At 62.0% G+C, this 23,846-nt stretch carries 26 protein-coding genes; 18 read left to right on the top strand and 8 right to left on the bottom strand.

Annotated elements, in window-relative coordinates; translation table 11 throughout:
- Positions 1–21: 21 nt before the first annotated feature.
- From G3256_RS11725 to G3256_RS11715, 3 genes are read right to left on the bottom strand one after another with little or no spacing between them, the layout of a single operon-like run.
- Positions 22–1,152: a mandelate racemase/muconate lactonizing enzyme family protein gene (locus tag G3256_RS11725; protein WP_169640993.1), complete on the bottom strand. Its 1,131-nt coding sequence runs from the start codon at positions 1,150–1,152 to the stop codon at positions 22–24.
- Positions 1,149–1,892 (bottom strand): sulfite exporter TauE/SafE family protein, encoded by a 744-nt coding sequence (locus tag G3256_RS11720; RefSeq protein WP_169640992.1) that lies wholly within the window; start codon positions 1,890–1,892, stop codon positions 1,149–1,151. The genes G3256_RS11725 and G3256_RS11720 overlap by 4 nt, the downstream gene beginning before the upstream one ends.
- A complete protein-coding gene (locus G3256_RS11715; RefSeq protein ID WP_169640991.1) occupies positions 1,889–2,803 on the bottom strand; it encodes a LysR family transcriptional regulator in 915 nt (304 codons plus the stop codon). The genes G3256_RS11720 and G3256_RS11715 overlap by 4 nt, the downstream gene beginning before the upstream one ends.
- A gap of 151 nt (positions 2,804–2,954) precedes the next feature.
- Here G3256_RS11715 and G3256_RS11710 point away from each other — a divergent pair, with 151 nt between their 5' ends.
- From G3256_RS11710 to G3256_RS11660, 11 genes are all read left to right on the top strand, one after another.
- Complete coding sequence (locus G3256_RS11710) at positions 2,955–3,929, top strand: Bug family tripartite tricarboxylate transporter substrate binding protein (protein ID WP_169642421.1); 975 nt, start codon at positions 2,955–2,957, stop codon at positions 3,927–3,929.
- 102 nt (positions 3,930–4,031) lie between these two features.
- Positions 4,032–4,523, top strand: a complete 492-nt coding sequence (locus G3256_RS11705) for a tripartite tricarboxylate transporter TctB family protein (protein ID WP_169640990.1) — start codon at positions 4,032–4,034, stop codon at positions 4,521–4,523.
- Positions 4,520–6,025, top strand: a complete 1,506-nt coding sequence (locus tag G3256_RS11700) for a tripartite tricarboxylate transporter permease (RefSeq protein ID WP_169640989.1) — start codon at positions 4,520–4,522, stop codon at positions 6,023–6,025. The genes G3256_RS11705 and G3256_RS11700 overlap by 4 nt, the downstream gene beginning before the upstream one ends.
- Before the next feature lie 165 nt (positions 6,026–6,190).
- On the top strand, positions 6,191–7,801 hold the full coding sequence (locus G3256_RS11695; RefSeq protein ID WP_169640988.1) for a glutamate synthase-related protein: 1,611 nt from the start codon (positions 6,191–6,193) through the stop codon (positions 7,799–7,801).
- Complete coding sequence (locus G3256_RS11690) at positions 7,798–8,175, top strand: hypothetical protein (protein WP_169640987.1); 378 nt, start codon at positions 7,798–7,800, stop codon at positions 8,173–8,175. The genes G3256_RS11695 and G3256_RS11690 overlap by 4 nt, the downstream gene beginning before the upstream one ends.
- Positions 8,172–9,242 carry a Rieske 2Fe-2S domain-containing protein gene (locus G3256_RS11685; protein WP_169640986.1) on the top strand — a complete coding sequence of 357 codons (1,071 nt, stop codon included), beginning with the start codon at positions 8,172–8,174 and terminating at the stop codon, positions 9,240–9,242. The genes G3256_RS11690 and G3256_RS11685 overlap by 4 nt, the downstream gene beginning before the upstream one ends.
- Positions 9,239–10,000, top strand: coding sequence for a hypothetical protein (locus G3256_RS11680; RefSeq protein ID WP_169640985.1), 762 nt, complete (start codon positions 9,239–9,241; stop codon positions 9,998–10,000). The genes G3256_RS11685 and G3256_RS11680 overlap by 4 nt, the downstream gene beginning before the upstream one ends.
- Positions 10,000–10,275, top strand: coding sequence for a hypothetical protein (locus G3256_RS11675; RefSeq protein WP_169640984.1), 276 nt, complete (start codon positions 10,000–10,002; stop codon positions 10,273–10,275). Before G3256_RS11680 ends, G3256_RS11675 begins: the two co-directional genes overlap by 1 nt.
- 96 nt (positions 10,276–10,371) lie before the next feature.
- Positions 10,372–11,076 carry an ABC transporter permease gene (locus G3256_RS11670; protein WP_169640983.1) on the top strand — a complete coding sequence of 235 codons (705 nt, stop codon included), beginning with the start codon at positions 10,372–10,374 and terminating at the stop codon, positions 11,074–11,076.
- Positions 11,070–11,786 carry an ATP-binding cassette domain-containing protein gene (locus tag G3256_RS11665; protein WP_169640982.1) on the top strand — a complete coding sequence of 239 codons (717 nt, stop codon included), beginning with the start codon at positions 11,070–11,072 and terminating at the stop codon, positions 11,784–11,786. The genes G3256_RS11670 and G3256_RS11665 overlap by 7 nt, the downstream gene beginning before the upstream one ends.
- On the top strand, positions 11,783–12,589 hold the full coding sequence (locus tag G3256_RS11660) for an ABC transporter substrate-binding protein (protein ID WP_169640981.1): 807 nt from the start codon (positions 11,783–11,785) through the stop codon (positions 12,587–12,589). Before G3256_RS11665 ends, G3256_RS11660 begins: the two co-directional genes overlap by 4 nt.
- Positions 12,590–12,592: 3 nt before the next feature.
- Here the strand turns inward: G3256_RS11660 and G3256_RS11655 are convergent, their stop codons facing one another.
- From G3256_RS11655 to G3256_RS11640, 4 genes are read right to left on the bottom strand one after another with little or no spacing between them, the layout of a single operon-like run.
- Complete coding sequence (locus G3256_RS11655; protein WP_169640980.1) at positions 12,593–13,087, bottom strand: DUF6505 family protein; 495 nt, start codon at positions 13,085–13,087, stop codon at positions 12,593–12,595.
- Positions 13,084–13,788 (bottom strand): biotin/lipoate--protein ligase family protein, encoded by a 705-nt coding sequence (locus G3256_RS11650; protein ID WP_169640979.1) that lies wholly within the window; start codon positions 13,786–13,788, stop codon positions 13,084–13,086. Before G3256_RS11650 ends, G3256_RS11655 begins: the two co-directional genes overlap by 4 nt.
- Positions 13,785–14,852 carry an Mrp/NBP35 family ATP-binding protein gene (locus tag G3256_RS11645; RefSeq protein ID WP_169640978.1) on the bottom strand — a complete coding sequence of 356 codons (1,068 nt, stop codon included), beginning with the start codon at positions 14,850–14,852 and terminating at the stop codon, positions 13,785–13,787. Before G3256_RS11645 ends, G3256_RS11650 begins: the two co-directional genes overlap by 4 nt.
- The gene (locus tag G3256_RS11640) at positions 14,853–15,053 is read right to left on the bottom strand and encodes a DUF6494 family protein (RefSeq protein ID WP_169640977.1); all 201 of its coding nucleotides are present in this window, start codon (positions 15,051–15,053) and stop codon (positions 14,853–14,855) included. It lies immediately after the preceding gene.
- A 90-nt stretch (positions 15,054–15,143) separates the two neighbouring features.
- On the opposite strand from G3256_RS11640, the gene G3256_RS11635 reads away from it, so the two are divergent.
- Positions 15,144–15,881 (top strand): hypothetical protein, encoded by a 738-nt coding sequence (locus G3256_RS11635; protein WP_169640976.1) that lies wholly within the window; start codon positions 15,144–15,146, stop codon positions 15,879–15,881.
- Here G3256_RS11635 and G3256_RS11630 read toward each other — a convergent pair.
- On the bottom strand, positions 15,875–17,830 hold the full coding sequence (locus G3256_RS11630; RefSeq protein WP_169640975.1) for a 4Fe-4S binding protein: 1,956 nt from the start codon (positions 17,828–17,830) through the stop codon (positions 15,875–15,877). The genes G3256_RS11635 and G3256_RS11630 overlap by 7 nt on opposite strands.
- Before the next feature lie 346 nt (positions 17,831–18,176).
- On the opposite strand from G3256_RS11630, the gene G3256_RS11625 reads away from it, so the two are divergent.
- The 6 genes from G3256_RS11625 (at position 18,177) to fdh3B (ending at position 23,835) form a co-directional block, all read left to right on the top strand.
- Complete coding sequence (locus tag G3256_RS11625) at positions 18,177–18,716, top strand: DUF3305 domain-containing protein (RefSeq protein ID WP_281359604.1); 540 nt, start codon at positions 18,177–18,179, stop codon at positions 18,714–18,716.
- On the top strand, positions 18,713–19,333 hold the full coding sequence (locus tag G3256_RS11620) for a DUF3306 domain-containing protein (RefSeq protein WP_169640974.1): 621 nt from the start codon (positions 18,713–18,715) through the stop codon (positions 19,331–19,333). Before G3256_RS11625 ends, G3256_RS11620 begins: the two co-directional genes overlap by 4 nt.
- On the top strand, positions 19,330–19,938 hold the full coding sequence (locus G3256_RS11615) for a TorD/DmsD family molecular chaperone (RefSeq protein WP_169640973.1): 609 nt from the start codon (positions 19,330–19,332) through the stop codon (positions 19,936–19,938). Before G3256_RS11620 ends, G3256_RS11615 begins: the two co-directional genes overlap by 4 nt.
- A gap of 56 nt (positions 19,939–19,994) precedes the next feature.
- A complete protein-coding gene (locus G3256_RS11610; RefSeq protein WP_169640972.1) occupies positions 19,995–20,186 on the top strand; it encodes a twin-arginine translocation pathway signal protein in 192 nt (63 codons plus the stop codon).
- A gap of 71 nt (positions 20,187–20,257) precedes the next feature.
- A complete protein-coding gene (locus G3256_RS11605) occupies positions 20,258–23,224 on the top strand; it encodes a formate dehydrogenase subunit alpha (protein WP_169640971.1) in 2,967 nt (988 codons plus the stop codon).
- Between the two features lie 14 nt (positions 23,225–23,238).
- A complete protein-coding gene (gene fdh3B / locus G3256_RS11600) occupies positions 23,239–23,835 on the top strand; it encodes a formate dehydrogenase FDH3 subunit beta (RefSeq protein WP_169640970.1) in 597 nt (198 codons plus the stop codon).
- Positions 23,836–23,846 lie beyond the last annotated feature (11 nt).

The raw sequence follows: 23,846 nt of genomic DNA, 5'->3' as shown, positions 1-23,846 counted from the left end.
GCGCCTCAGGATGATGCAATGTTAACTGAGGTCAAGAGCGAGGGTCTGAAACGGCGCGATCTCTTCGGGCAGCGCGTCAATGCCGAGACCGGGCAGGGAACTGAGACGCCATATGCCCCCCTCTGCCGGATCGCCGTCGAAAAAGGCATCCCGCAGCGGATTTGCGTTCACGTCAAGTTCCAGCAACCCGCCGCCGCCCGCAGCCGCCAGCAGATGCGCCGAGGCCGCAAGCCCGATGCCGCCGCCCAGAAAATGCGGACAATAGGTAAGCCCCGCCTTCAGCGCCCGCCGCGCCACCCCGTAACATCCGCCGACGCCACCCCATTTTGCAACATCGGGTTGCACAAACTGCAGCGCACCTGCGGCGATCACTGCGTCAAAATCCGCGTCTCCCGAGATGTTCTCTCCCGCCGCCAGCGGTATGTCCGCGCTTGCCGCGAGAGTCTGCCAGTCAGAGGCGGGACGATCCGCGGCAACCGGTTCTTCCAGCCAGCCGATCCCGAGATCCGCGGCCCCGGTTAAAAACTTCTTTGCCTGCGCCGGATCCCAGGCCTGGTTGGCATCGGTAAAGAGGCGCTCGCCGGGGGCCAGCCCGGCGCCGAGCGCCGCCAGACGTGTCAGATCACCGGCCATATCAAACCCGATCTTGACCTTGAAACAGGTGATGCCGCGCGCCCGGGCGCTTTCGGTTTCTTCATCCGCCCGCGCAATTGCGATGCCGCTGGCATAAACCGGCACATCGACTGCGGCCTCAGGATTAAGCAGCCGTGCCAGCGAAACACCGGCCATCCGGGCCGCGATGTCATGCACTGCTGTGTCAATGCCGGCCAGAACATGCGCAAAGGGGCCCGGCTCGCCACATTGCAGCGCCCGGATATGCGTGGCCCGGGTCAGATCCCGCCACAGATCGGCCGGTTTACTGAAAGCCTGGCCGAGGATAAGCGCGCTGATATCTTCGGCGAGCAGCCGGGCGCGGTGTTCGGCCCCTGCGGCAGGCCAGTTGGCAAAGATCTCACCCCAGCCATGCGCCCCGCCGGCTTCCGTCAGGCGAACGAAGACCGCCGGACGGTCGCGCATGGTGCCAAAGGACGTGGCCACTGGTGCAGGCGTCGGGGCGCGGAAGACGAAAACCTGGATACGGTCAATTCTCATAGCACTTCTCTTATCATCAGCAGGGTGCCCGACACGAGGCAGAGGCCGATCAGCAGGCGGTGAAAAAGCGCATTCGGAATGCGCCGGAAAGCTGCAATCCCGATCCGGGCAAAAACAATCGCCACAGGCATCGCAACTGCGACAAAGAGCAGTGTCTCGCGGTCATAGGCACCTTTGCCGATCAGCAGAATCATCGCAAAGCCAAGAACGGCGAGGTTATAGGGCTGCAGCACGGCACGCACTTCGGCTTTGGGCCAGTTGCGCAGGGAACACCACATCGTGGGCAGCACCCCGGAGAGCGCCACCGCCCCGCCCAGCACACCGCCGGCAAACCCGACCAGAATGTCAATCACCGGCGTGCGCTGTGCAATATCCGGCAGCTTGCGACGCAGTGAAAAGTAACCGCCGTAGAGAATGAGAAACCCGGCGATCACCAGTTTCAGCATCTCTGCATTGATCATGCCCAGCACCGACAATCCGATGGGAATGCCGATCAGCCCCGGCACCAGAAACCGCGCCAGCCGCGGCAGGTTGGCCATCATCTCGCGGCGCACCACCCAGATGCCCTGCACACCGTTCACTGCGGCAATACTGACTGTGACTGCCACGGCCTGTACCGGGCTCATCACGGTCAGAAAAAATCCCAGCGCAAATAGCGCCGTGCCAAAGGCCGCCATGCCGTTGATGAAACCGGCGGCTGCGGCCCCCATAAAGATGTAGAGTAACTCGTGGGATGTCATTCCGGTGTGGTCCGGTCCGGACCGGCGTTCACCGCGCTGGCACTCTCAATGACCCGCAGGCACAGGTTGTGCAGCTCGCTCAGGATGCGCGAGCGCGGGTTGTCACGCCGGTGCGCAAGACCCAGCCGTCGCACCGGAGCATCCGTGCCCAGCGACAGGCGTTTGAGAGCCAGCGGATTGCGCACCCGGACACAGCGGCGGGGCGCCATCGCCACGCCCAGGTTGGCATGCACCATGCTGGAGATCGCCTCCAGACTGTCGAGCTCCATGGTTTCATTGACCCGGATACCCTTTTTCTGCAGCCAGGTTTCGATCATATGACCGACGACAGCATCGCGGTTGAACCGGATGAAGGAATGCGACGACAGCAGTTCCAGCGGATCATCGCTTTGCGTCTCCAGTGAAGCCAGCAGCTGCACCGGCTCCTCGGCGATCTCCAGAAACTCAAGATCGGGGGGCAGGGTCTCGGGACGGGTGATCAGCGCCACATCCAGCGCGCCGCGCTCCAGCTGAGAAATCATCGCCGTCGTCAGTCCGGGATTGAGATGCACATGCACATCCGGATGGCGCGCCATCAGCAGCGAGATCACCTGCGGCACCAGTGTGGTGAGCGTGGTGGGCAGGGCGCCGAGCGCCACTTCGCCGCTGACGCCGGTTTCGCCTGTGACAGAGGGCAGGATCTGGTCATACCCGCGCACCACCTCACGCGCCCGGGCGACCAGCGCGCGGCCCACCGGCGTGAGTTCGGGCGTGCGCCGCGTGCGGTCGAATATCTGAACGCCCCAGTTTTCCTCGAGCGCGCGCATCTGCTGGCTGACGGCGGCGTGGGTCACAAAGACAGCATCCGCCGCCGCACTGAACGTTTTGTGGTCATCAATGGCGATGAGGGTTCTGAGCATTCTGATCGACACGGGATGCCGGGCCTCTTTCGTAAGTCAGCCTAACGCAATTTGTAATATTAAATTACTTCTTTTAAGCTTCACTTAACGATACCAATTGTCAAGGGCGGTGCCGGTCTTAGCCGGACATCTCCTTAATAACGAACGAACAGGGAGAAAAATGATGAAATTCAAGACCTTTGGTGCGGCCTGTGCCGTCAGTCTGGGCCTCGCGACAACCGCCTTTGCCGAGTATCCGGAGCGGCCGATTAACATGGTCATCCCCTATGGTGCCGGGGGCGCCACCGATATCTCAGCGCGCACAATTGCCGAGCCGCTGAACAATGCTGTCGGCAGACCGCTGGTGATGGCGAATGTGACGGGCGCCGGGGGCGCCACGGGTTCTGTTGCCGTACAGAACGCCAAGGCAGACGGTTACACCATGCTCTTTGCCCGTGTGGGGTCGCATTCGGTGAACCCTGCCATGAAAGCGACGCTGCCCTACACACTGGAAGATTTCCGCTTTGTCACCGTCTATGAGATCAACCCGGTTGCCTGCGCTGTGAGCCCGAATTCCGGCATTACTTCGATGGACGAGCTGATCGCCAGAGTTGCCGAAGGTGGTGTGACCTATTCCTCTTCCGGTGTCGGATCGCTGCTGCACATCGCGGCGGTGATGGTGCTCTCCGAGTTCGGGGTGACTGATCCTCTGACACAGACAACGCACATCCCGCAAAAGGGTGGCGGCGCGGCTGCAACCGCGGTTCTGAATGGCACGGCCACGTTCCTGTGCACCAACTCGTCCGCGCTGGCGAGCTTTGTCGCCAACAAACAGCTGGTGCCGCTGATGGTGACAACGGCCGAGCCAGTGCCAGGCTTTGACGCGCCGACAGCGGCCGATCTGGGCAAACCTGCGCTGCATCAGCTGGTCGGCTGGACCGGTATCGCCGGCCCCGATGACCTGCCTGATGACGTTGCCGACAAGTGGGGCGAGTGGATGGCCACTGCCACGGCAGATGAGGAGTTCCTCGATAAAATGACCTCACGCGGCTCGGTAATCGAGCTGATGGATCCGGTCAGAGCCAATGAGTTTATTCAGGGTCAGTACGAAACATTCCGGAAACTTGTTGACGATCTGGGCATGAGGATTGAAGGCTAGGCAGAACTGTCCGGCCTCTGGCAGCAATAACAGACGCCGGGCCTCACCAGGTCCGGCGTTTTCTGATCCGGGTGTGATACGAAAATAAGGGGGTAGGCGGGGATGACAGAGCGACAGGTACAGCTGCGCCTCGGGATTGGTGCGCTGATCGCTGCGGTGCTTCTTACGCTGGTGGCGATCCCCCAGTGGGTCTCCTCTCCGAGCAACGTGCAGCGCCTGGTTCTGTCGCCGCTTTTCTGGCCCTATGCGCTGGCAGGGTTCACTTTTCTGGCAGGTCTGGGTCTCATTTTCGGCGGGCTGCGCATGACCGACAGCGGTGAGCCGGTCGATGCGCCCTCGGATGATCCGCGCGCCGCCTGGATGCGGCTTGCCGGCATGGCAGTGATCATGGTGCTTGCCATGTTCCTGATGCCGCGACTTGGCATGGTGCTGACCGCGATGCTCATCTTTGTGGCCACCGCCTTTCTGGTGCGCACGCGGCATCCGAAAACGGCGCTGGTCTGTGCGGTGATCGTGCCGCTGGTGCTTTATGCTTTCTTTGCTCATGTCGCGGGGGTCGCCATTCCGCAGGGCGACTATCTGAGGCTGCCATGAGTTTTATGGACAGCATCGCCGCGGGTCTCAGCCTCGTTGGCAACGTGGAATCTTTTCTGGCGCTTTTTGTGGGCGTGGCCATCGGCACCATCGGCGGGGCAATCCCGGGCATGTCGGCCACCATGGCGGTGGCGCTGACGCTGCCCTTCACTTTTGCCATGCAGCCGATCACCGGCATCCTGTTGCTGCTCGGGGTCTATAAGGGCGGTATTTTCGGCGGCTCGATTCCGGCGATCCTGATCAAGACACCCGGCACGCCCGCATCATCGGCCACGATCCTTGATGGCTATCCGATGGCCGAAAAGGGCGAGGCAGGGCGCGCGCTTGGCATGGCGCTCTGGGCCTCCTGCACGGCGGATGTGATCTCCAATCTGGCGCTTATTCTCTTTGCCGGCTGGCTGGCCTCCTTTGCGCTGAGCTTCGGTCCGCCGGAGTTTTTCACGCTTATCCTCTTTTCGCTGACCATCATTGCCGGCGTTTCAGGCACCAGCCTGCTGCGCGGGGCGCTGTCGGCGCTTCTGGGTCTGCTGCTGGCCACCATCGGGCTTGATCTGGTGTACGGAACAAACCGGTTCACATTCGGCGATCCCAATATGATGGGGGGGCTGAACTTCATCGCTGTGCTGATCGGTCTTTTTGCCATCCCCGAGATCCTTGCCATGGTCTGGAATCCCACGGCCCATGTCGGTACCGCGCGCAGCCTTGGCAACAACCGCGTGACCTTTGCCGATTACCGGCGGTGTTTCAAATCCATCGTGCGCGGCAGCTTCATCGGGGTCTTTCTGGGCTCCATTCCGGGCATCGGGGCGGCGCCGTCCGCCTTTCTGAGCTATTCCGAGGCGCGGCGCACTTCGAAAAACCGCGACAATTTCGGCAAGGGTGAGGTGGAAGGCGTGGCCGCGTCAGAGGCCGGCAACAATGGTGTGGCCGGTGCTACGCTCATTCCGCTCCTGGCGCTCGGTGTACCGGGCGACGTGATTACCGCAATCATCATCGGTGCCTTCATGATCCACGGGCTGCAGCCCGGCCCGATGATGTTTATCCTGAACGTGGATATCATCTATGGCCTCTTTATCGGCCTCATCGTCAGCTCGTTTTTCCTCTTCATCGTCGGCACCGTGGCGATCCGCGGCTTTAAATATGTGGCCGATATCCCCAAACGCATTCTGATCCCCGCCGTGCTGGTGCTCTGCATCTACGGCGTCTTTGCGGTGAACAACAATATCTTCGACGTCGGCGTGATGTTTGCCATGGGATGGGTCGGGTATCTGATGGTGCGCTATCAGGTGCCGGCAGCACCCTTTCTTATCGCCTTTATCCTCGGCCCCTTGCTGGAGGATAATTTCCGCCAGTCGATGCTGATGTCGGGCAGTGATCCGCTGATCCTGTTCCGGGGCCCGATCACCTGGTTCTTCTGGCTGCTGACGGTGATCACGGTGATCGCAATTGTACGTGCAGGCGTGCGCGCGGTCCGGGGCATCCCGCTGGGCGGTGGCCCGTGACCGACACCTCTGCTGCGGTGGAGTCATTAAACCAAAGGGCTGTAAAAAGCGGCGCCCTGGATGAGAATCCGAAAAAGTGATTTGGCCCCGGCCTGTCGCTGGCGCAGTCTGCAAAGGCCGGGGGGTAACAAAGTCTGCCGGAACAGGAATACCGAAAGGGACCCTATGACGCCTCAGACTGTCGCCCGCCTCGACACCTTGCCCGACCGTGACCCGCAGTACGCCATCGTCGGCGAGGTGGATCTTGTGGTTGTCCGCTTTGATGAGGAGATATCGGTTTTTTACGGACGCTGCCTGCACCGCGGCGCGCTGATGTCGGACGGGCATGTGCGCGGTAAAGACCTGATCTGTGGTGTGCACAACTGGGACTACCGGCTCGACAGCGGAGTTTCTGCCTATGCCAATGACGAGGTACTGCCGAAGTTTAATTCCTGGGTCGAGGACGGCCAGGTGATGGTCGACGCTGATGAGATTAATCAGTGGGGCTTCGACAATCCGCAGCCCTATAACCGCGACGCTTATCTGGGGCTTTACGCCGACCCGAGCCATGGGGACACCGGCGAGCCTTATACCGGGCTGATCCAGAGCTATGCCCGCGACGGGTTGAGCAGATCCGGCCACCACGGGCAGGTCGATGCGATGGGCGTGCTGCGTGCTGAACTGCCTGACTGGGACGATATCCAGATCCTGACGGCACAGCTTGCGAAACCGCCGCTTCTTGATGACGCAGAGGTTGGCACCGAGGTGGTGATCGGACCGAACGCGCAGAAACCGCTGCGGCTGAAGATCCCGCTCTTTGTGTCGGATATGTCTTTCGGGGCGTTGTCTGAGCCCGCCAAGATCGCACTCGCGCGCGGCGCCGAACTGGCCGGCACAGGCATCTGTTCGGGCGAGGGCGGCATGCTTCCGGGCGAGCAGGAAGCCAACAGCCGCTATTTCTATGAACTGGCCTCGGCGCGGTTCGGCTTTGAATGGGAGAAACTTTCGAAGGTACAGGCGTTTCATTTCAAAGGCGGGCAGGGGGCCAAAACCGGCACCGGCGGGCATCTGCCGGGTGCAAAGGTGCAGGGCAAAATTGCCGAAGTCCGCGGTCTGAAAGAAGGCGAAGATGCAGTATCGCCCGCACGCTTCCCCGACTGGACCGATCCCGCGCAGATCCGCGATTTCGCCGACGAAGTCCGCGACCGCACCGGCGGTATTCCCGTGGGCTACAAACTGAGCGCACAGCACATCGAACGCGACATCGACGCAGCCCTTGAGGTTGGGGTCGATTACATCATCCTCGACGGGCGCGGCGGCGGGACGGGGGCGGCCCCGATCATCTTCCGCGACAATATCTCGGTGCCGACGATCCCAGCCCTGGCCCGCGCGCGCGCGCATCTCGACCGGCTGGAACGCGCGGATATTTCGCTGGTGATCACCGGCGGGCTGCGCAAACCTGCTGATTTCATCAAGGCGATGGCGCTCGGGGCGGATGCCATAGCCGTCTCCAACAGTGCCATGCAGGCGATCGGGTGCCTCGCGATGCGCGCCTGTCACACCAACAACTGCCCGGTTGGCATCGCCACGCAGAAACCACATCTGGTCAGCCGCATCGTTGTGGAAAAATCCGCCCGCCAGCTGGCGAATTTCTTTGCAGCCTCGACCGGGCTCATGCAGGTCATGGCGCGGGCCTGCGGGCATGATCATCTGAATAAATTCTGTCACGACGATCTGACCACCTGGAAAAAAGACATGGCGGAGATCTCTGGTGTGGCCTTTGGCGGTGCCGCATGAATGAGGCTGAAATCATCCTTACGGGGCTGCGGGCCTGGCTGATTTTTGGCGCGCTGGTGGCGGCGGTCTTTCTTACCTTCGGCATGGACCGCATCGACGAAGACGCGCAGGGCGCATATGTGTTCCGTCCGCTGCTCATCCCCGGGGTGATGGTGATCTGGCCGCTCGTTCTGTGGCGCTGGTATGTGTACGAGAGCGGGCGCGAGGTCTGGCAACGCCGCTATGACCCGCCGCGCAGATCGCATCTGGCCGCGGGGTTCATCCTGCCGGCGGGCATCGCGCTCATTATCCTCGCGGGCCTCACGGTGCGCCAGACATGGCCCGCAGATATTGCGCCCGAACGTCTCAGCTCCCCTGCGGAGGTCAGCCAGTGAGCGTCAAATACATCCCCGTTCAGTGGAACAGTAACAAATACCTCTACGATCTGGTCATGCTGTGCGGGGTGGCGCTCTTTCTCTATGTTTTCCTCTATGCAGCCCCCGGCCTGCTGAGCCACGAACGCCCGATCAACCCGCAGGTGCATAACGCGCGGGCGTTCGGTGCCTGCGCCTTTGTCATGCTGACGGTGATCCTGTGCATCGGGCCGCTTGCCCGGCTCGACACCCGGTTCCTGCCGCTTCTCTATAACCGCAGACATTTCGGCGTGATGACCGTCTTCGTGGCGCTGACCCATGCCTCCTATATCGTCGACTGGTACTTTGCTTTTTCGATGTCCGACAAATACGAGGCGCTTTTGTTTGCCAATACTTCCTACGGGCAGCTGCAGGGCTTTCCCTTTGAGGCTTTTGGCATTTTCGCGCTGATCGTGCTGATCATTCTCGCCGCGACGAGCCATGATTTCTGGATGAAATTCCTCACGCCACCGGTCTGGAAGCGTATCCATTACCTGATTTATCCCGCCTATCTTTCGGTCGTGGCGCATGTGTCTTTCGGGGTTCTGCAGGACCAGCAGAACCATGTGTTCACCGCGATCTTTCTGGCCGGTGCCACGGCGGTCGGCGGGCTGCATCTGGTGGCGGCTCTGGCCGAGCGGCGGCGCGCGCCTGCACCTGCCGCCGACACCGCTGAGTGGATCGACATCTGCGACCTGTCGCAAATGCGCGAGGGCTTTGCGAAAATCCGGCTGCTGCCGGAGGGCGACCGGGTTGCGGTCTTTCTGCACGAGGGAAGGCTCAGCGCCATTTCAAACGCCTGCGCTCACCAGAACGGACCGCTGGGCGAGGGCCGGATCATCGACTGTCTGGTGACCTGTCCCTGGCACGGGTTTCAGTATGACGTCAGAACCGGCCGGTCGCCTGCGCCATTCACTGAAAAAGTTCCCACCTATGCGCTGCGCCTTTCGGGCAGCACGGTGCAGGTGGACCCCAGAGCCAACCCGCCGGGCACGCCCGTCGAACCTGTGCCGGTGTCCGGTTCGGGAACAGCGGAGGCGGGCGTATGAGCGATCCTGACAAGCCGTTCTTTGTCGGCTACCTGCCGGTACCCCGCGCGCTGCGGGCGTTTCTGCTGGTAGTCTGTGTGATCTTTGTCCCGGGCCTTGCCGGGCTGGGCCTCGCCCTTGGAACGGCGCAGGATGACCCGGGCGAGGGGGCATTCCGCTTTGATTACGGACGCCAGACGGTGACCGGCGTCGTGGAGCTCACCCCCTATCCGGTGCTGCGGGTCACGCAGGGCAGCGAACATGTGGCGGTGGGGCAGACCCTGATGCTGGCCGGGCAGGGTAAGACCAGCGTCGATGCCCGTGCAGCACCCCTCGAAGGGCAGCTCGCAACGGCCTCCGGTGTCATCCTCGACCGCGGGGATCTTGAGATGATGCAGCTCAGAGGCGGGCAGAACGGGCTCTCCGCGGCTGAAGGTGCCGCTCCGGAGATGACGACCGAACCGCTGGGACGGTGGCGTCTGGCCGGTGAGATCTGTGACGGCAAATGCCTCGCCGGGGCAATGCGGCCGGGGCGCGGGATCGCCCACAAGGCCTGTGCCAATCTGTGCCTCCTGGGGGATATCCCGCCGGTTTTCGTCACCACGCAACCGGTAGAGGGGCACGCGTTCCTGCTGATTACCGGCCCCGGGGGCACGAAGCTGCCGGCAGAAGCCTATCACTGGGTTGCTCAGTTCGTAACCGTTGAGGGAGAAGTGGCGCGGCGCGGCGATCTGCTGGTACTGGCGATTGATCCTGCGACGCTGGAGCGGGCAGACTGATGCGCCGGGTCATCACACTGGTTATCGTGGCCTTTCTGGCGGCGGTGCTGCTCTATCTCTCGGGGTTCTGGAACTGGTCGCTCTGGTCCCGTCCGGGGCTCTTCGGTATCGAAGCGCTGCACCCGCAGGGGGATCTCGTTGCGCGATGGCTGCGGGGCACGAAAGCCGCACCCTACAGCCTGCTGATCTGGGCGGTCGGCGTCTTTGTGGTCCTGACGCTGGCGCAGAAGCTCTTTGACCGTCTGCCCGCCCGCAGAAACGCCGACGACGACTGAGCCTCCCGCATCCCGGCGATTGCGCAGAGCGCCGGATTGACATAGGTCTGAAACCACTTTCAACAGCAGATGCACCGGCGCGGACAGACCTGAGCTATGAGCGATATCTATGACGGTCTGGTTTCCGCCTTCTGGCTGATGGTTACCCTTGATCCGGAGCTCATGCAGATCAGCCTGCGCTCGCTGCAGGTCAGCCTGACGGCGCTGCTGATTGCCTCGGCGATTGCGCTGCCACTGGGCACGTTTCTCGCGATCCGGCGCTTTCGCTACCGGCGCCTTACGATCTCGCTGCTGAACGCGCTGATGGGGTTGCCACCGGTGGTGGTGGGGCTCATCGTCTATATCCTGTTGTCGCGCTCAGGGCCGTTCGGGGTGCTGGGCCTGCTCTTTACGCCCACGGCCATGATCATCGCGCAGGTGGTCATCATCACGCCGCTGATTGCATCGGTGACGCATCAGGCCATGCGCGAGCTCTGGGCGGAATACCATGACCTGCTGATTTCACTGAACACTTCGCAGGGACAGCGCATCCGCACGCTGATCTGGGATGGCCGGCGCAACCTGCTGACCGCCGCTCTCGCCGGATTTGGCCGCGCGATCGGAGAGGTTGGCGCCATCATGATCGTTGGCGGCAATATCGAAAACGCGACGCGCGTGCTGACCACGGCGATCGCACTGGAAACCGGCAAGGGCGATTTTGCCCTGGCGCTGGCCCTTGGGTTTGTGCTGATCACGCTTGCCATCGGGATCAACATCGCCATTCACTGGCTGTCACGCACCGAGAGTGAGGGCAGATGGTGAGCACGGTTCTGCCTCTGACGCTTCAGGATGTCTTTGTGCGCCGCCGCGGTAAACGACTGATCGGCCCGGTTTCTGCGGAGCTCGGGCCCGGCGGGCTGACCATGATCCTCGGCCCCAACGGCAGTGGCAAGACGACGCTGCTCCGGGTCATGCACGGGGTGGAAAGACTGAGCGCAGGCCGGATCACATGGGCGGTGCCGCAGGCAGAGGCCCGGCACCATCAGGCCTATGTTTTTCAGACACCCATCATGCTGCGCCGTACGGTCGCGGACAATCTGCGCTATCCGCTGCAGCTTGTTGGCGCGCCGACAGCGGAAATCACCGAAAAGGTTGTAAACTGGGGTGCGCGCATCGGTCTGCAGGACCGGATGAAGCTTCAGGCCACGCGTCTGTCCGGCGGTGAAAAACAGAAACTGGCGCTGGCGCGGGCACTGATCCGCAACCCGCAGGTGCTCTTTCTTGATGAACCCTGCGCGAGCCTTGACGGCGCCTCGACCCGGGATATCGAAAGCCTGCTGACCGAAGCGCTCGGCACCGGCACACGGATTATTATGACCACGCATGATCTGGGCCAGGCACGCAGGCTTGCACAGGACGTGATCTTTATGTTGCATGGCACCATCCGCGAACAGGGCGCGGCACCGGGGATTTTCGACGCGCCGGCCTGTGCCGAACTGGCGGCGTTTTTACGAGGGGATATCATCGGATGATACGACATTTTCTGGCCGTCGCCACGGCCCTGATGCTGAGCACGGCAGCCACCGCCGAAGAGATCAGAGTGGCGGTGACCACCTCCTTTGAAAATTCCGGGCTGTCGCAGATCCTGCTGCCGGCCATCAAAGAAGACACCGGGCTTGATGTGCAGCTTCTGGTGGTTGGTACAGGCCAGGCGCTGCGGCTGGGGCAGGCGGGTGATGTGGACGCAATTCTGGTGCATTCGCGCAAGGCCGAAGAGGCATTTGTTGCTGAGGGTTCAGGCACATACCGGCGGGAAATCATGTATAATGATTTCGTGATTATCGGGCCGCAGGATGATCCGGCGGGTATCGCGCAGGCCGCGACGGTGGCCGGAGCGCTGCAGAAGATCGGCGCGGAGAAACCCGCCTTTGTCAGCCGCGGCGATGACAGCGGCACCCATAAAAAGGAACTGGCGCTCTGGGCGGAAGCAGGGATTGATCCGGCGACGTTCGATCCCTGGTACCGCGCGGTAGGTGCCGGCATGGGCGCGAGCCTGAATACGGCAGCAGGCCTTGATGCCTATATCCTGGCGGACCGGGCAAGCTGGCTCAACTTTGGGAATAAAGCCGGTCTGACGCTGCTTTTTTCGGGCGATCCGAAGCTCTTTAATCAATACGCTTTCATCCCCGTAAGCCCTGAAAAGCATGCTCACGTGCGCAATGATCTGGCGGTAACGCTGGAAAACTGGCTGACGGGTGCACGTGCGCAGGAGCTGATTAACAGCTACACAATTGGTGGTGAGACGCTTTTTACCTTCAACGCGAAACCGGAATAGAGCTCAGTGCTGGTGCGGCTCTTCATCGAGCGAGCCGTGGACCGCGAACTGTTCAATGCCCGCATCCTGCGGCTCAATCATCCGGTAGCTTTCGCGCACGCCCGCGTCTGTTAATTCACGGGTGACGGTCAGCAGGGAGTTGGGCGCATGATCTTCGCAGAGCTCAATCATCTGCGCGATCTCTTCTTCGGCAACCCCCATCGCCGCCACCTCATCGGGTGCGCCGTAGATCTCGACAAAATGCCGGGCCAGAGCACCGGCAAGTGCTGCGCGCTCATACTCTTCGATCTGCGTAACCGCGACAAAACTCGAACGGCCAAAGGTCTCCACGCCCATCCAGCCGTTGGTAAAGGCCTGCTTTGCCTTGCCCACCAGATCGCCCTCCGTCCAGTTGGAAAACTCAAATCCGCCCGAAATACACCACTCGCCCGTACGGGCAGGGTTGTGGAAAACGCGCGTGTCGCTGTCGTCGAAATGAATGGCCCGTGCCAGTTTCATGGAATGTCCCGCAGTGTTGTCGTCAGGGGTATGATGGTGGTGCTCTCGCCGCTCTGCAAGAGCATTCCGAAGCTTTCATCGACACCAAGGAAGGTGCCGGTGTGCCCCTCTGCGGTGGTCTCTTCGTTCAGCCCCTGTGCGAGGCCCTGCCATTCGCTGTGAACCGGGCGCGTGCCGTCCTCTGACCAGCGGTTGATCCAGACGAGCGTGTGCCGCACCCAGGCCTCCAGCAGGTCCGCGGCCTCGATTTCTGAGCAGCCCTCGGTGAAAAGATCTGTCTCGTCGGGTGTCAGCCCGGTGTCCTCTTCCTCGCGGCTCAGCGTCACTTCAAGCCCGATCACCAGCCAGTCGGGTTCTGCATCGGGGTCTTTCGCGGACGCCACCGGAGTCAGCTGCCCGCAGGTCCCGCCGTTCACCAGAAGCGCCCCCGACCAGCCGAGATGCACGCTGACTTCCGGCGGGGCGAGCGCGCCGAGCGCGTTCTGAAAACCGATGCCACACACCGGCAGCATGATCATCGCTTCGCGCAACGGCACTTCAGGCGCCAGAACGATGGCTGCCCGCAGCAGGGCAGGCGAGATATCCCAGGTCACAAGGCCTGCATCGCAGCCTTTGCGCGCCTCGGCACAGGCCGCCGCGAGCGGATCAGCACCGGCGGTTGCCATGGCGGTAAAAAGCGGGGGAAACTGCGGCCCGCTCATGCCTTTCCGTCGGCCACAAGCTGCCGTGCCACCGCGCGAAACGCGTCCGCCTGAGGGCTGTCGGGCTTTGAGATCACCACCGGCGCACCACCGTCGGCCGCGAGCCGGATGTCGAGATGCAGCGGGATCTCGGCAAGCAGCGGCACACCGATCTTCTGCGCTTCTGCCGCTACCCCGCCATGGCCGAAGACATGTTCCTCATGTCCGCAGTTCGAGCAGATATGCGTCGACATGTTTTCAATCATGCCCAGAATCGGCGTTTTCAGCTGATTGAACATATCGATGCCTTTACGCGCATCAATCAGCGCCACATCCTGCGGGGTGGAGACCACAACCACGCCGTCCACGTGGAACTTTTGCGAAAGGGTCATCTGCACGTCGCCGGTGCCGGGCGGCAGATCAACGATCAGCACATCGAGCGCGCCCCACTGCACCTGCGTCATCATCTGCTGCAACGCGCCCATCAGCATCGGCCCGCGCCAGACCGTGGCCTGATCATCGTTTGTCATCAGGCCGATCGACATCATCGTGACACCGAAGTTGCGCATCGGCAGTATGGTTTTGCCATCAGGCGAGGCGGGACGGCCTGAAACGCCCAGCATGCGCGGCTGCGAAGGGCCGTAGACATCCGCATCAAGAAGCCCGACGCGCCGGCCTTCGGCGGCAAGCGCACAGGCGAGATTGGAAGCAACGGTGGACTTGCCCACGCCGCCCTTGCCCGAGGCGATCGCCAGGATCCTGTCCACGCCGGGGACTTTTTGCGGTCCGGAGGGCTCGGCCTTGCGCTGCGGTTTGAGATCGGGCGGGGCGGCGGGCGCGCTGTGCGCCGTCATAACGACCGAAACGGAAGGCGCGCCAAGCGCCTTCACGGCCCGTTCGGCGGCTTCGCGCACGGGGCCGTAAAGCTCAGCCTGTGAGGGGGACACTTCCATCACGAACCGGACGGCACCGTCGTCACTGACCGTCAGGGCCTTCACAAGGCCTGCTGACATGATGTCGGTGTCGCTGACCGGATCTGTGATGGTCTTCAGCGCGGTCAGAACCGCGTCACGTGTGGTGCTCATTTACGACTGCCCGTCGCCGGCGATGCGGCCTGTGACCACATGCTCAAGATCAAGGCCGTCGACAGTCAGCACGACCTTTGCCTCAAAGGTTTTGCCCTCGGTGCCGGGTGTGTTGCGCATGGCCTCTTCGATGGCCTGCTGCGAGGTCACGCCCACCTGCTTGAGAAATTTGCGCATCGACATGTTGAAGTCTTCGCTCATGGGTCTGCTCCTTTTATGATCTTGAAACTTGACGGTGAATTGCCGGGGCGCCTAGGCTGAGGCCCGGGCAGGCGGGAAAGGAAACGGGTTATGCGAGGTCTCATTGCCGCAGTACTGATATGGCATCTGGCGGCTCTGCCGCCGGCCGCGCAGGACGGCCCCCTGCGTCTGGCCGTGCCCGAGGCGCTCGATGCGTCCGGATTTGCACAGCACCTGCTGCCGCGGTTCTCGCTTAAGACCGGCGTGCGGATCACCCGCGTGTCCCCGGGGGCTGCCGCAGAAATGGCCTTCGGCGAGGAGGGCAGGCCGGTTTTCGAGGGGCCGGCGCAGCGCTGGAGCTTTTCGCACGGTGGCGACCCGCGCGCGGAACGCTTTCTGGAATGGCTGCAGTCGGATGTCGGAAAACGCACCATCGAGAGCTATACGGGGCCGGATGGTGAAAGCTACACAGCTAACCTCACGAAGGCGCGTGTCGAAGAGGAAACCGTCTACGAAGGCGATGCGCTCGCGGGCGAAAAGCTTTCGCTTCTGCACTGCGGGCGCTGCCATGTGATCAACAAAAAGAACCGCATGAACGGGCTCGGCTCCACGCCGTCCTTTGCTGTGCTGCGCGGCTTGCCGGAATGGGACACGCGCTTTGCGACATTTCACCTGCTGAACCCGCACCCCAGCTTCACACAGATCAAAGACGTCACCGCGCCTTTCGACCCGACGCTGCCGCCGCCGATTGTGCCCGTCGAGATTACCCTGCCGGATCTCGAAGCGATCCTCGCATTTGTCTCGGAAATGGCGCCGGCTGATCTTGGGGCTCCGCTGCAACTTCAGTGATCCCTGCGTTTGCTCAGGTAGTCGTCCGTGGTTCGGATCTTTGGCCGTTCGCCCCCGGAAAACGGATTGTTCTCAGAGTGATACTGCGCCTGAATGCGGCAGTTGTCGCACATCTGAATCATCCGCGCGGCCTCTGTCGTGGCAAACATATGATGGTTGCCCGCCAGCTTTTCCATGATCCGCTCGACGGTTGATTTCGTGCCGAACAGTGAGCCGCATTCGACGCAGGCAAAAGGTTCTTCTTCCTTCAGCACCTTCTGCGTGAAGGCCGCATCGGTCAGATCGAGACGCGGCTCCAGCGTGATCGCTGTTTCCGGGCAGACATTCGCGCAGAGCCCGCACTGCAGGCAGGCATCCTCCTGAAAGCGCAGCTGCGGCAGATCTTCGTTATCCCCCAGCGCGCCCGATGGGCAGAGCGACACACAGGCCAGACAAAGCGTGCAGGCATCGGTATCCACCAGCACTGCGCCATAGGGCGCGCCCTCCGGCAGGGGCACGATCTCAGCATCGGGCTGCAGCGTCTTACCTGCCAGACGCGCGACCTGGCGGCGGGTGCCGATGGGCAGCGCCGGATCATGGTCTGTGGCGGAGAGTGCGCTGTTGTAGAGTGCGTCATACAGCGCGTCGGGGTCGGCCACATCAAGCAGCGTGACCGAGGCGCTCCCGCCGATGGCATTGGCCAGCGCCATCTCACTGGCAATCACATCGCTTTCGGTGCGTGGCGCCGGCAGGATGATCACCCCGGTGAACCCGCAGGCAAGGGCCGCCAGCATTTCCGCATGGCCGAAACCGGCAAGAGCGGTCACTTCCAGCGGGATCACCTGCGCAGGCAGGCCGCGCCCGTAGCGGGCGGCCAGCGAGATCATCTCGCGTCCATGGCTGTCGTCATGCACCAGCAGGCGGGCGCCGGTGCCGCCGTTTTTGCGATAGGTCGCAGCCAGGGTGTTCAGCCGCGAAAACACCGTGGCGACCGGCGGGGCATCATAGCTGATGGCGCCTGATGGGCAGAGCGCGGAGCAGGCACCGCATCCGGCACAGATCAGCGGGTCGATGGCCACGTGCTCGCCGGCGGAGGTGATCGCGCCGGTGGGACAGACATCGAGACATTTTGAGCAGGCGGGTTTTCCGGCCCTTGAGTGCGCACAAAGCGGCTCTTCCAGCCGCACGTAAAGCGGTTTTTCGAAAGTGCCCGTCAGCTGTGAGGCTTCCAGAACTGCCCGGGCGACGGCGGGCGGGTTGCCGGGCTCGGCCCGCAGGTAGCCGTCGCGTTTATGATGCGCCGGAAAGAACGGGGGGTTGCCGGTCAGATCGAGTATAATATCGCATTCCGTGCGCGCGCCATCGCGGGGCGCGGTCCAGTCGGGTGCACCGCGGCCGCCCGCGATCATCTGCCGGAAAGCATCCATACGGACACTGAACCGTCCCAGAGTGCCCCGCGTCGTCCCGAGCCTACCGGAAACGATATCGAAATCATATCCGTGTTCTGCTCCTGCGGGGTCGTCCAGCAGAACCGTTACTGCCAGCGCGCCGGCCAGATCGGCGGCTGCGGCCAGTGCTGTTTCCGCCGGCCCGAGGATCAGACAACTGCCCTGCGAGATGACATCAATGGTTTTCTCGGACGGCACGGGCAAAAGTGCTTCTGCCGCCAGCGCTGCCATCTTCGGTCCCGCATCCCCGGCCTCATCGCTCCACCCGGCGCGGTCGCGCAGGTCAAAGCATGCCGGAGGTGATACATCAAGTTCCGCTGCCAGATCATTGAAAAAGCTGGCTTGCTGGGCGCAGGCAATGACGACATCACCCTCCGCCATCAGCTTTGCTGTTTCCCCGACCTCTGTTCCGCAGGCATCCGTCAGCACACCCTGACAGGCAAGACCCGTCACCGGACCAAGCACATCGGGGTCGGGTGCATGGCTGCCAAGGCAGTCGCACAGGATGAGTTTTCTGTTCATGCGGTTCCCTCGTGGCTTTGGCACCGGGCGGGCCTCGGCGCTCAACGGGGCACAGCTATTCAGGAATGCCGCCGGAGGTAAACCGGATTCGACGCAGCCCCGCGACAAAATCCGCCGGACTGCATTATTCTGCATCGCTGTTTTGCCAGGTGAAACACAGGATTTGCGATAGATATCAAGCGTCTGCGGGAGCGGGGGCATCACGGCCCGTCCGAAAACCGGAATAGTGTACGTCTGTATGCAGATTTTACTGGGATAACCGGAACCATTTGATAATCTGGAGAGAACAACAAAAAGAAAAGCTTCGGGAGCCGTCTTGGGCATAACCTTTCCAGATGCACAGTCATTGCCGGTCGGCGTCGTCATGCGCCGGACGCCGGGCGTGACACGCTGGGCAAAGTGGGCATGGAAAGCGACGGGCGTTCTGCCGGGCGCTGCCGCCGCTGACTGGCGGGAGCTGCGCCGCGACGGGGACGTGACCGAATTCCACGCCGCCACCCGTGATGTCTGGCTCTATGTTTCCGATACCGAGGCCTACGCGCATGAGCTTGGTGCTGCCTGCCCGTCGGTCTATGTCGTTCTGCGCAAACCGGTGGACCGCACCGATGTGCCTTTTGAGGTCGTGCAGATCACAATGTCACCTTATGAGGCGCAGGATTACTGCGATTCCGCTGAAGAGGTCGTCGAAAAGGTGGCGATGCCGCCGGCACTCATCGGGTGGGTGCGTGATTTCGTACAGGCCCATCACGTTGAAGAGCCCTTTGTGAAGCGCCGCCGTAACAAATCCCGGACCGACCTGAAAGAAGACGGCATCGGTGACGCGCGGATTTCTCAGACAACAGATGTTTACCGGGCGCCCCGGCGCTCGGGGCAGGTGTCCGGATGAGCCGCCACGCCACATTCTGGGCGCGCCGCAAAGCCGCTGTTGCCGCCGAGGCGGAAGCCGAACAGGGGGCCGCTGAGGCCGCAGCGCTTCAGGAGGCACAGGAAGACCGGCTCGCCGGTAAAAACGACGCAGAAATCCTCGAGGAGCTTGGCCTGCCTGACCCGGAGGAGATGGCGGCGGGAGATGATTTTTCCGCCTTTATGAGCCGGCAGGTGCCGGAGCATCTGCGCCGCCTTGCTTTGCGAAAGCTCTGGCGCAGCAATCCGGTGCTGGCCTGTGTGGACGGACTGAACGATTATGACGACGATTTCCGCGCCGCTGCCCTGTCGCAGGGGCCGGTGAAGACCGCCTATCAGGTGGGCAAAGGTATGCTGGCCCATATCGTCGAGGTTGAGCGGGCAAAAGAGGCGGCGGAAGCTGAGGTTGAGGTCGCGGAGACCGCAGCAGAGCACCCTGTCATGACCGGTGAGACAGCAGAGCCGGTACATGCGGCAATGACAGCGCAGGATCAGGATGGCAGCGCAACGGCTGAGGCAGGTGACGAGGACCCCGTCGGGGATGCCGCAGAGGCCCGGCCGCGCCGGATGCGTTTCAGTTTTTCGGAGGCCGAAGCATGACTGCTCAGGTTCAGGAAAAAAGCGTCAGCGCCGAAGACCGCCTGCGCGCGGATCTTTACAATTTTCTCGGCCTGCTTCTGGCGCGTCCGGCTGATCAGCTTCTGCTTGACCAGACTGCGGGTCTGAGCGGCGACGCGAGCCCGCTGGGTGAAGCCGTATCCGGGCTGGCACGCGTGGCAAAAGCCAGTAAACCCAAAGCGGTAGAGCGCGAATTTAATGCACTTTTCATCGGACTGGGGCGCGGCGAGCTTCTGCCCTATGCCAGCTATTATCTGACCGGGTTTCTCAACGAAAAACCGCTGGCACGCCTGCGTCGCGACATGGCTGCGCATCAGATCACCCGCGCAGACAACGTTTTCGAGCCCGAAGACAGCATGGCCTCGCTGATGGAGATCATGGGCGGGATGATCGTCGGGCGCTTCGGGCGGGCGGCAACGCTCGACCAGCAGCGGACCTTTTTCAACAACCACATCGCCCCCTGGGCCGCCCATTTCTACACCGATCTCGAAGGGGCGAAGAACTCCGTGTTCTACGGCTCCGTCGGCGCGGTGGGTCGTGAGTTCATGGCCATCGAACGCGAAGCATACCGAATGACAGCAGGCTGATCTGCGCAGACCGGGCGGGACGCCGCCCAACCACAGACTGAAGGGAGACTAGAGAGATGACAAAGAAACCAGAGGGCGACACCAATCGCCGCGATTTTCTCAAACTGGCAGGCACGGCGGCACCCGCGGCAGTGGCTGTAGTTGCAGCAGGCGGAACGGCGGCTGAGGCCGCTCCCGCGGACCCCACATCTGATCGCATGCAGGATACGGCGCACACCCGCGCCTATCTCGACAGCACCCGTTTCTAGAATACCCCGCCCCGCGGGGGCATTAACGACTGCGCAGGACCCGGGCGTCCTGCACGGCAGAGGAGGAAAATATGCTCAGGAAAAAGACCAGTTCGGTCGGCCAGCGTGCAGGACGCACCAATATCCTCACGGAAGTGGCCACAAAATCAGTAGACCGTCGCGCCTTTCTGCGCGGCTCGGGTCTCGCAATCGGTGGCCTCGCGGCGATCTCCGCAACCGGCGGATCGGTCACGCAGGCCTCGGCGCAATCGGCCGTTAACGGTGCTGTCGAGACGGTCAAATCCGTCTGTACGCACTGCTCGGTCGGCTGCAGCGTCATCGCAGAGGTTTCAAACGGCGTCTGGACAGGGCAGGAGCCCGGCTGGGACAGCCCGTTCAATCTCGGTGCGCACTGCGCCAAGGGTGCGGCCGTCCGCGAGCATGCCCACGGTGAGCGTCGTCTGAAGTATCCGATGAAGAAAGAAGGCGGAGAGTGGAAACGCATCAGCTGGGACGAGGCGATCAACGAGATCGGCGACGGCATGATGAAAATCCGCGAAGAGAGCGGACCGGATTCGGTCTACTGGCTCGGCTCGGCCAAGCATAACAACGAACAGGCCTATCTCTTCCGCAAATTCGCCGCTTACTGGGGGACCAATAACGTCGACCACCAGGCGCGGATCTGTCACTCCACTACGGTTGCCGGTGTGGCAAACACATGGGGCTACGGCGCCATGACCAACAGCTACAACGACATCCACAATTCCAAGGCGATGTTCCTCATCGGTGGCAATCCTGCAGAAGCGCATCCGGTGTCGCTGCTGCACATGCTCAAAGCCAAAGAGCAGAACAACGCGCCCTTTATCGTCTGCGACCCGCGCTTCACGCGCACCGCGGCGCACGCGGATGAATATGTCCGTTTCCGTCCGGGCTCTGATGTCGCTCTCGTCTGGGGTATCCTGTGGCACATCTTCGAGAACGGCTGGGAGGACAAAGAGTTCATCCGGACCCGTGTCTGGGGCATGGACCAGATCAAGGAAGAGGTCGCCCGCTGGAACCCCGAAGAGGTTGAGCGCGTCACCGGCGCGCCCGGCAGCCAGCTCAAGCGCGTGGCCCGCACCCTGGCCAACAACCGTCCCGGCACCGTCATCTGGTGCATGGGCGGCACACAGCACACCAACGGCAACAACAACACGCGTGCCTACTGTGTGCTGCAGCTTGCTCTGGGCAACATGGGAACCGCCGGTGGCGGCACCAACATCTTCCGCGGCCACGACAACGTTCAGGGTGCCACGGACCTCGGCGTTCTCGCAGACACGCTGCCGGGCTATTATGGCCTTTCTGAGGGCTCATGGGCTCACTGGGCACGCGTCTGGGAAGAAGATCTCGACTGGCTCAAGGGGCGTTTCTCGGACGAGTCATTCGGCGACTCCAAGATGATGAACCTCACCGGTATTCCGGTCAGCCGCTGGATCGACGGTGTGCTTGAGGACAAAGAGAACCTCGATCAGCCCGACAACACCCGGGCGATGGTGCTCTGGGGGCATGCGCCGAACTCGCAGACCCGGATGAAAGAGATGAAAACGGCGATGGAAAAGCTCGACATGCTTGTCGTAGTTGATCCCTATCCGACCGTCTCTGCCGTCATGCAGGACCGTGAAGACGGTGTCTATCTGCTGCCGGCCTGTACGCAGTTCGAGACCTACGGGTCTGTGACCGCGTCGAACCGGTCGCTCCAGTGGCGTGAAAAAGTCGTCGAGCCGCTCTTTGAATCGCTGCCCGATCACACGATCATGCATAAGTTCGCGACCAAGTTCGGTTTTGCAGACCAGATCTTCCGCAATATCGAAGTGAACGGTGAGGAGCCGCTGATCGAAGACATCACCCGCGAGTTCAACCGCGGCATGTGGACCATCGGTTATACCGGTCAGTCGCCTGAGCGTCTGCGCATGCACATGGAGAACCAGCACACCTTTGACCGCACGACACTGCGGGCGAACGGTGGTCCGGCTGACGGGGATTACTACGGTATGCCCTGGCCTGCATGGGGCACGCCCGAGATGAACCACCCCGGCACGGCAAACCTTTACGACATGTCACTGCCGGTGGCGGATGGCGGTCTGACGTTCCGTGCGCGTTTCGGCGTTGAGCGGGACGGTGACAATCTGCTGGCGGAAGGGGTCTCCAACCCCGGTTCGGAAATCCAGGACGGCTACCCTGAGTTTACCATGCAGATGCTGATCGATCTGGGCTGGGACGGAGATCTGACGCCCTACGAGCGCAGCATGATCGAATATGTCTCAGGTTTCTCCTCCAGCCGCCCCGGTGCGGAAGAGGTGGGCGAGACATCCCAGCAGGGTGAACTGCCGTCGGATTATTCCGCCAAGGTGGGTGGCGTGAACTGGAAAACCGACCTTTCGGGCGGTATCCAGCGCGTTGCGATCAAGCATGGCTGTGCGCCCTTCGGGAACGCCAAAGCCCGCGCGGTCGTCTGGACCTTCCCCGATCCGGTACCGGTTCACCGCGAGCCGCTCTATACCAACCGGCGCGATCTCGTGGCAGACTATCCGACTTACGAAGACAAGAAGTTCTGGCGTGTGCCGACGATGTACAAGTCCATTCAGGACAAGGACTTCTCGGCTGATTATCCGATCATTCTGACCTCCGGGCGACTGGTCGAATATGAAGGCGGCGGAGATGAGACACGGTCCAACCCGTGGCTTGCTGAGCTGCAGCAGGACATGTTCGTCGAAGTGAACCCGCGCGATGCCAACAACCTTGGTATCCGTGACGGCGAGCAGGTCTGGGTGGAAGGCCCCGAAGGCGGCAAGGTCAAAGTGATGGCCATGGTCACCGAACGGGTCGAAAGCGGCGTGGCCTTCATGCCGTTCCACTTCGGTGGTCACATGGAGGGCGTGGACCTTCGGGACAAATACCCCGACGGTGCCGATCCTTACGTGCTTGGTGAATCCACCAACACCGCACAGACCTATGGCTATGACAGTGTGACCCAGATGCAGGAGACCAAAGCCACTCTCTGCAAAATCTGGGCAGCATAAGGGAGGTTATATCAATGGCCGCAAGAGCAAAATTTCTCGTAGATGCTGAACGCTGCATTGAATGCAACGCCTGCGTCACAGCCTGTAAAAACGAGCACGAGGTGCCCTGGGGGATCAACCGCCGGAAAGTTGTCACGATCAATGACGGCAAACCAGGTGAGCGGTCGATCTCGGTCGCCTGCATGCACTGTTCAGACGCGCCCTGTATGGCCGTCTGCCCGGTGGATTGCTTCTACCAGAACGAAGAAGGTGTCGTGCTGCACTCCAAAGACCTCTGCATCGGGTGCGGGTACTGCTTTTACGCATGCCCCTTCGGTGCGCCTCAGTTCCCCCAGGCGGGGAACTTCGGCAGCCGGGGCAAGATGGACAAGTGCACTTTCTGTGCCGGAGGCCCGGAGGAGAACAATTCCACAGCGGAATTCTCCAAATACGGCCGTAACCGGATCGCAGAAGGCAAACTGCCCATCTGTGCGGAAATGTGCGCCACCAAAGCGCTGCTGGCCGGTGATGGTGACGTTGTCGCCAACATCTACCGCGAGCGTGTGGTTGCCCGTGGCTTCGGCTCGGGCGCCTGGGGCTGGGGCACTGCCTACGATCAGAAAGGCGGCTGATTTTTCAGCTT

Origin of the sequence: Roseobacter ponti, from assembly GCF_012932215.1 — a bacterium.
Lineage (GTDB): Bacteria > Pseudomonadota > Alphaproteobacteria > Rhodobacterales > Rhodobacteraceae > Roseobacter > Roseobacter ponti.
Note: the sequence above shows the minus strand (reverse complement) of the source record. Positions and strands in the feature narration are given on the sequence as shown.

Excerpts from the sequence above, each read along its gene's own strand:
- G3256_RS11725 (WP_169640993.1), bottom strand. The coding sequence starts at position 1,152 with ATGAGAATTGACCGTATCCAGGTTTTCGTCTTCCGCGCCCCGACGCCT.
- G3256_RS11720 (WP_169640992.1), bottom strand. The coding sequence starts at position 1,892 with ATGACATCCCACGAGTTACTCTACATCTTTATGGGGGCCGCAGCCGCC.
- G3256_RS11710 (WP_169642421.1), top strand. The coding sequence starts at position 2,955 with ATGAAATTCAAGACCTTTGGTGCGGCCTGTGCCGTCAGTCTGGGCCTC.
- G3256_RS11705 (WP_169640990.1), top strand. The coding sequence starts at position 4,032 with ATGACAGAGCGACAGGTACAGCTGCGCCTCGGGATTGGTGCGCTGATC.
- G3256_RS11700 (WP_169640989.1), top strand. The coding sequence starts at position 4,520 with ATGAGTTTTATGGACAGCATCGCCGCGGGTCTCAGCCTCGTTGGCAAC.
- G3256_RS11695 (WP_169640988.1), top strand. The coding sequence starts at position 6,191 with ATGACGCCTCAGACTGTCGCCCGCCTCGACACCTTGCCCGACCGTGAC.
- G3256_RS11690 (WP_169640987.1), top strand. The coding sequence starts at position 7,798 with ATGAATGAGGCTGAAATCATCCTTACGGGGCTGCGGGCCTGGCTGATT.
- G3256_RS11680 (WP_169640985.1), top strand. The coding sequence starts at position 9,239 with ATGAGCGATCCTGACAAGCCGTTCTTTGTCGGCTACCTGCCGGTACCC.
- G3256_RS11675 (WP_169640984.1), top strand. The coding sequence starts at position 10,000 with ATGCGCCGGGTCATCACACTGGTTATCGTGGCCTTTCTGGCGGCGGTG.
- G3256_RS11670 (WP_169640983.1), top strand. The coding sequence starts at position 10,372 with ATGAGCGATATCTATGACGGTCTGGTTTCCGCCTTCTGGCTGATGGTT.
- G3256_RS11665 (WP_169640982.1), top strand. The coding sequence starts at position 11,070 with ATGGTGAGCACGGTTCTGCCTCTGACGCTTCAGGATGTCTTTGTGCGC.
- G3256_RS11660 (WP_169640981.1), top strand. The coding sequence starts at position 11,783 with ATGATACGACATTTTCTGGCCGTCGCCACGGCCCTGATGCTGAGCACG.
- G3256_RS11655 (WP_169640980.1), bottom strand. The coding sequence starts at position 13,087 with ATGAAACTGGCACGGGCCATTCATTTCGACGACAGCGACACGCGCGTT.
- G3256_RS11650 (WP_169640979.1), bottom strand. The coding sequence starts at position 13,788 with ATGAGCGGGCCGCAGTTTCCCCCGCTTTTTACCGCCATGGCAACCGCC.
- G3256_RS11645 (WP_169640978.1), bottom strand. The coding sequence starts at position 14,852 with ATGAGCACCACACGTGACGCGGTTCTGACCGCGCTGAAGACCATCACA.
- G3256_RS11640 (WP_169640977.1), bottom strand. The coding sequence starts at position 15,053 with ATGAGCGAAGACTTCAACATGTCGATGCGCAAATTTCTCAAGCAGGTG.
- G3256_RS11635 (WP_169640976.1), top strand. The coding sequence starts at position 15,144 with ATGCGAGGTCTCATTGCCGCAGTACTGATATGGCATCTGGCGGCTCTG.
- G3256_RS11630 (WP_169640975.1), bottom strand. The coding sequence starts at position 17,830 with ATGAACAGAAAACTCATCCTGTGCGACTGCCTTGGCAGCCATGCACCC.
- G3256_RS11620 (WP_169640974.1), top strand. The coding sequence starts at position 18,713 with ATGAGCCGCCACGCCACATTCTGGGCGCGCCGCAAAGCCGCTGTTGCC.
- G3256_RS11615 (WP_169640973.1), top strand. The coding sequence starts at position 19,330 with ATGACTGCTCAGGTTCAGGAAAAAAGCGTCAGCGCCGAAGACCGCCTG.
- G3256_RS11610 (WP_169640972.1), top strand. The coding sequence starts at position 19,995 with ATGACAAAGAAACCAGAGGGCGACACCAATCGCCGCGATTTTCTCAAA.
- G3256_RS11605 (WP_169640971.1), top strand. The coding sequence starts at position 20,258 with ATGCTCAGGAAAAAGACCAGTTCGGTCGGCCAGCGTGCAGGACGCACC.
- fdh3B (WP_169640970.1), top strand. The coding sequence starts at position 23,239 with ATGGCCGCAAGAGCAAAATTTCTCGTAGATGCTGAACGCTGCATTGAA.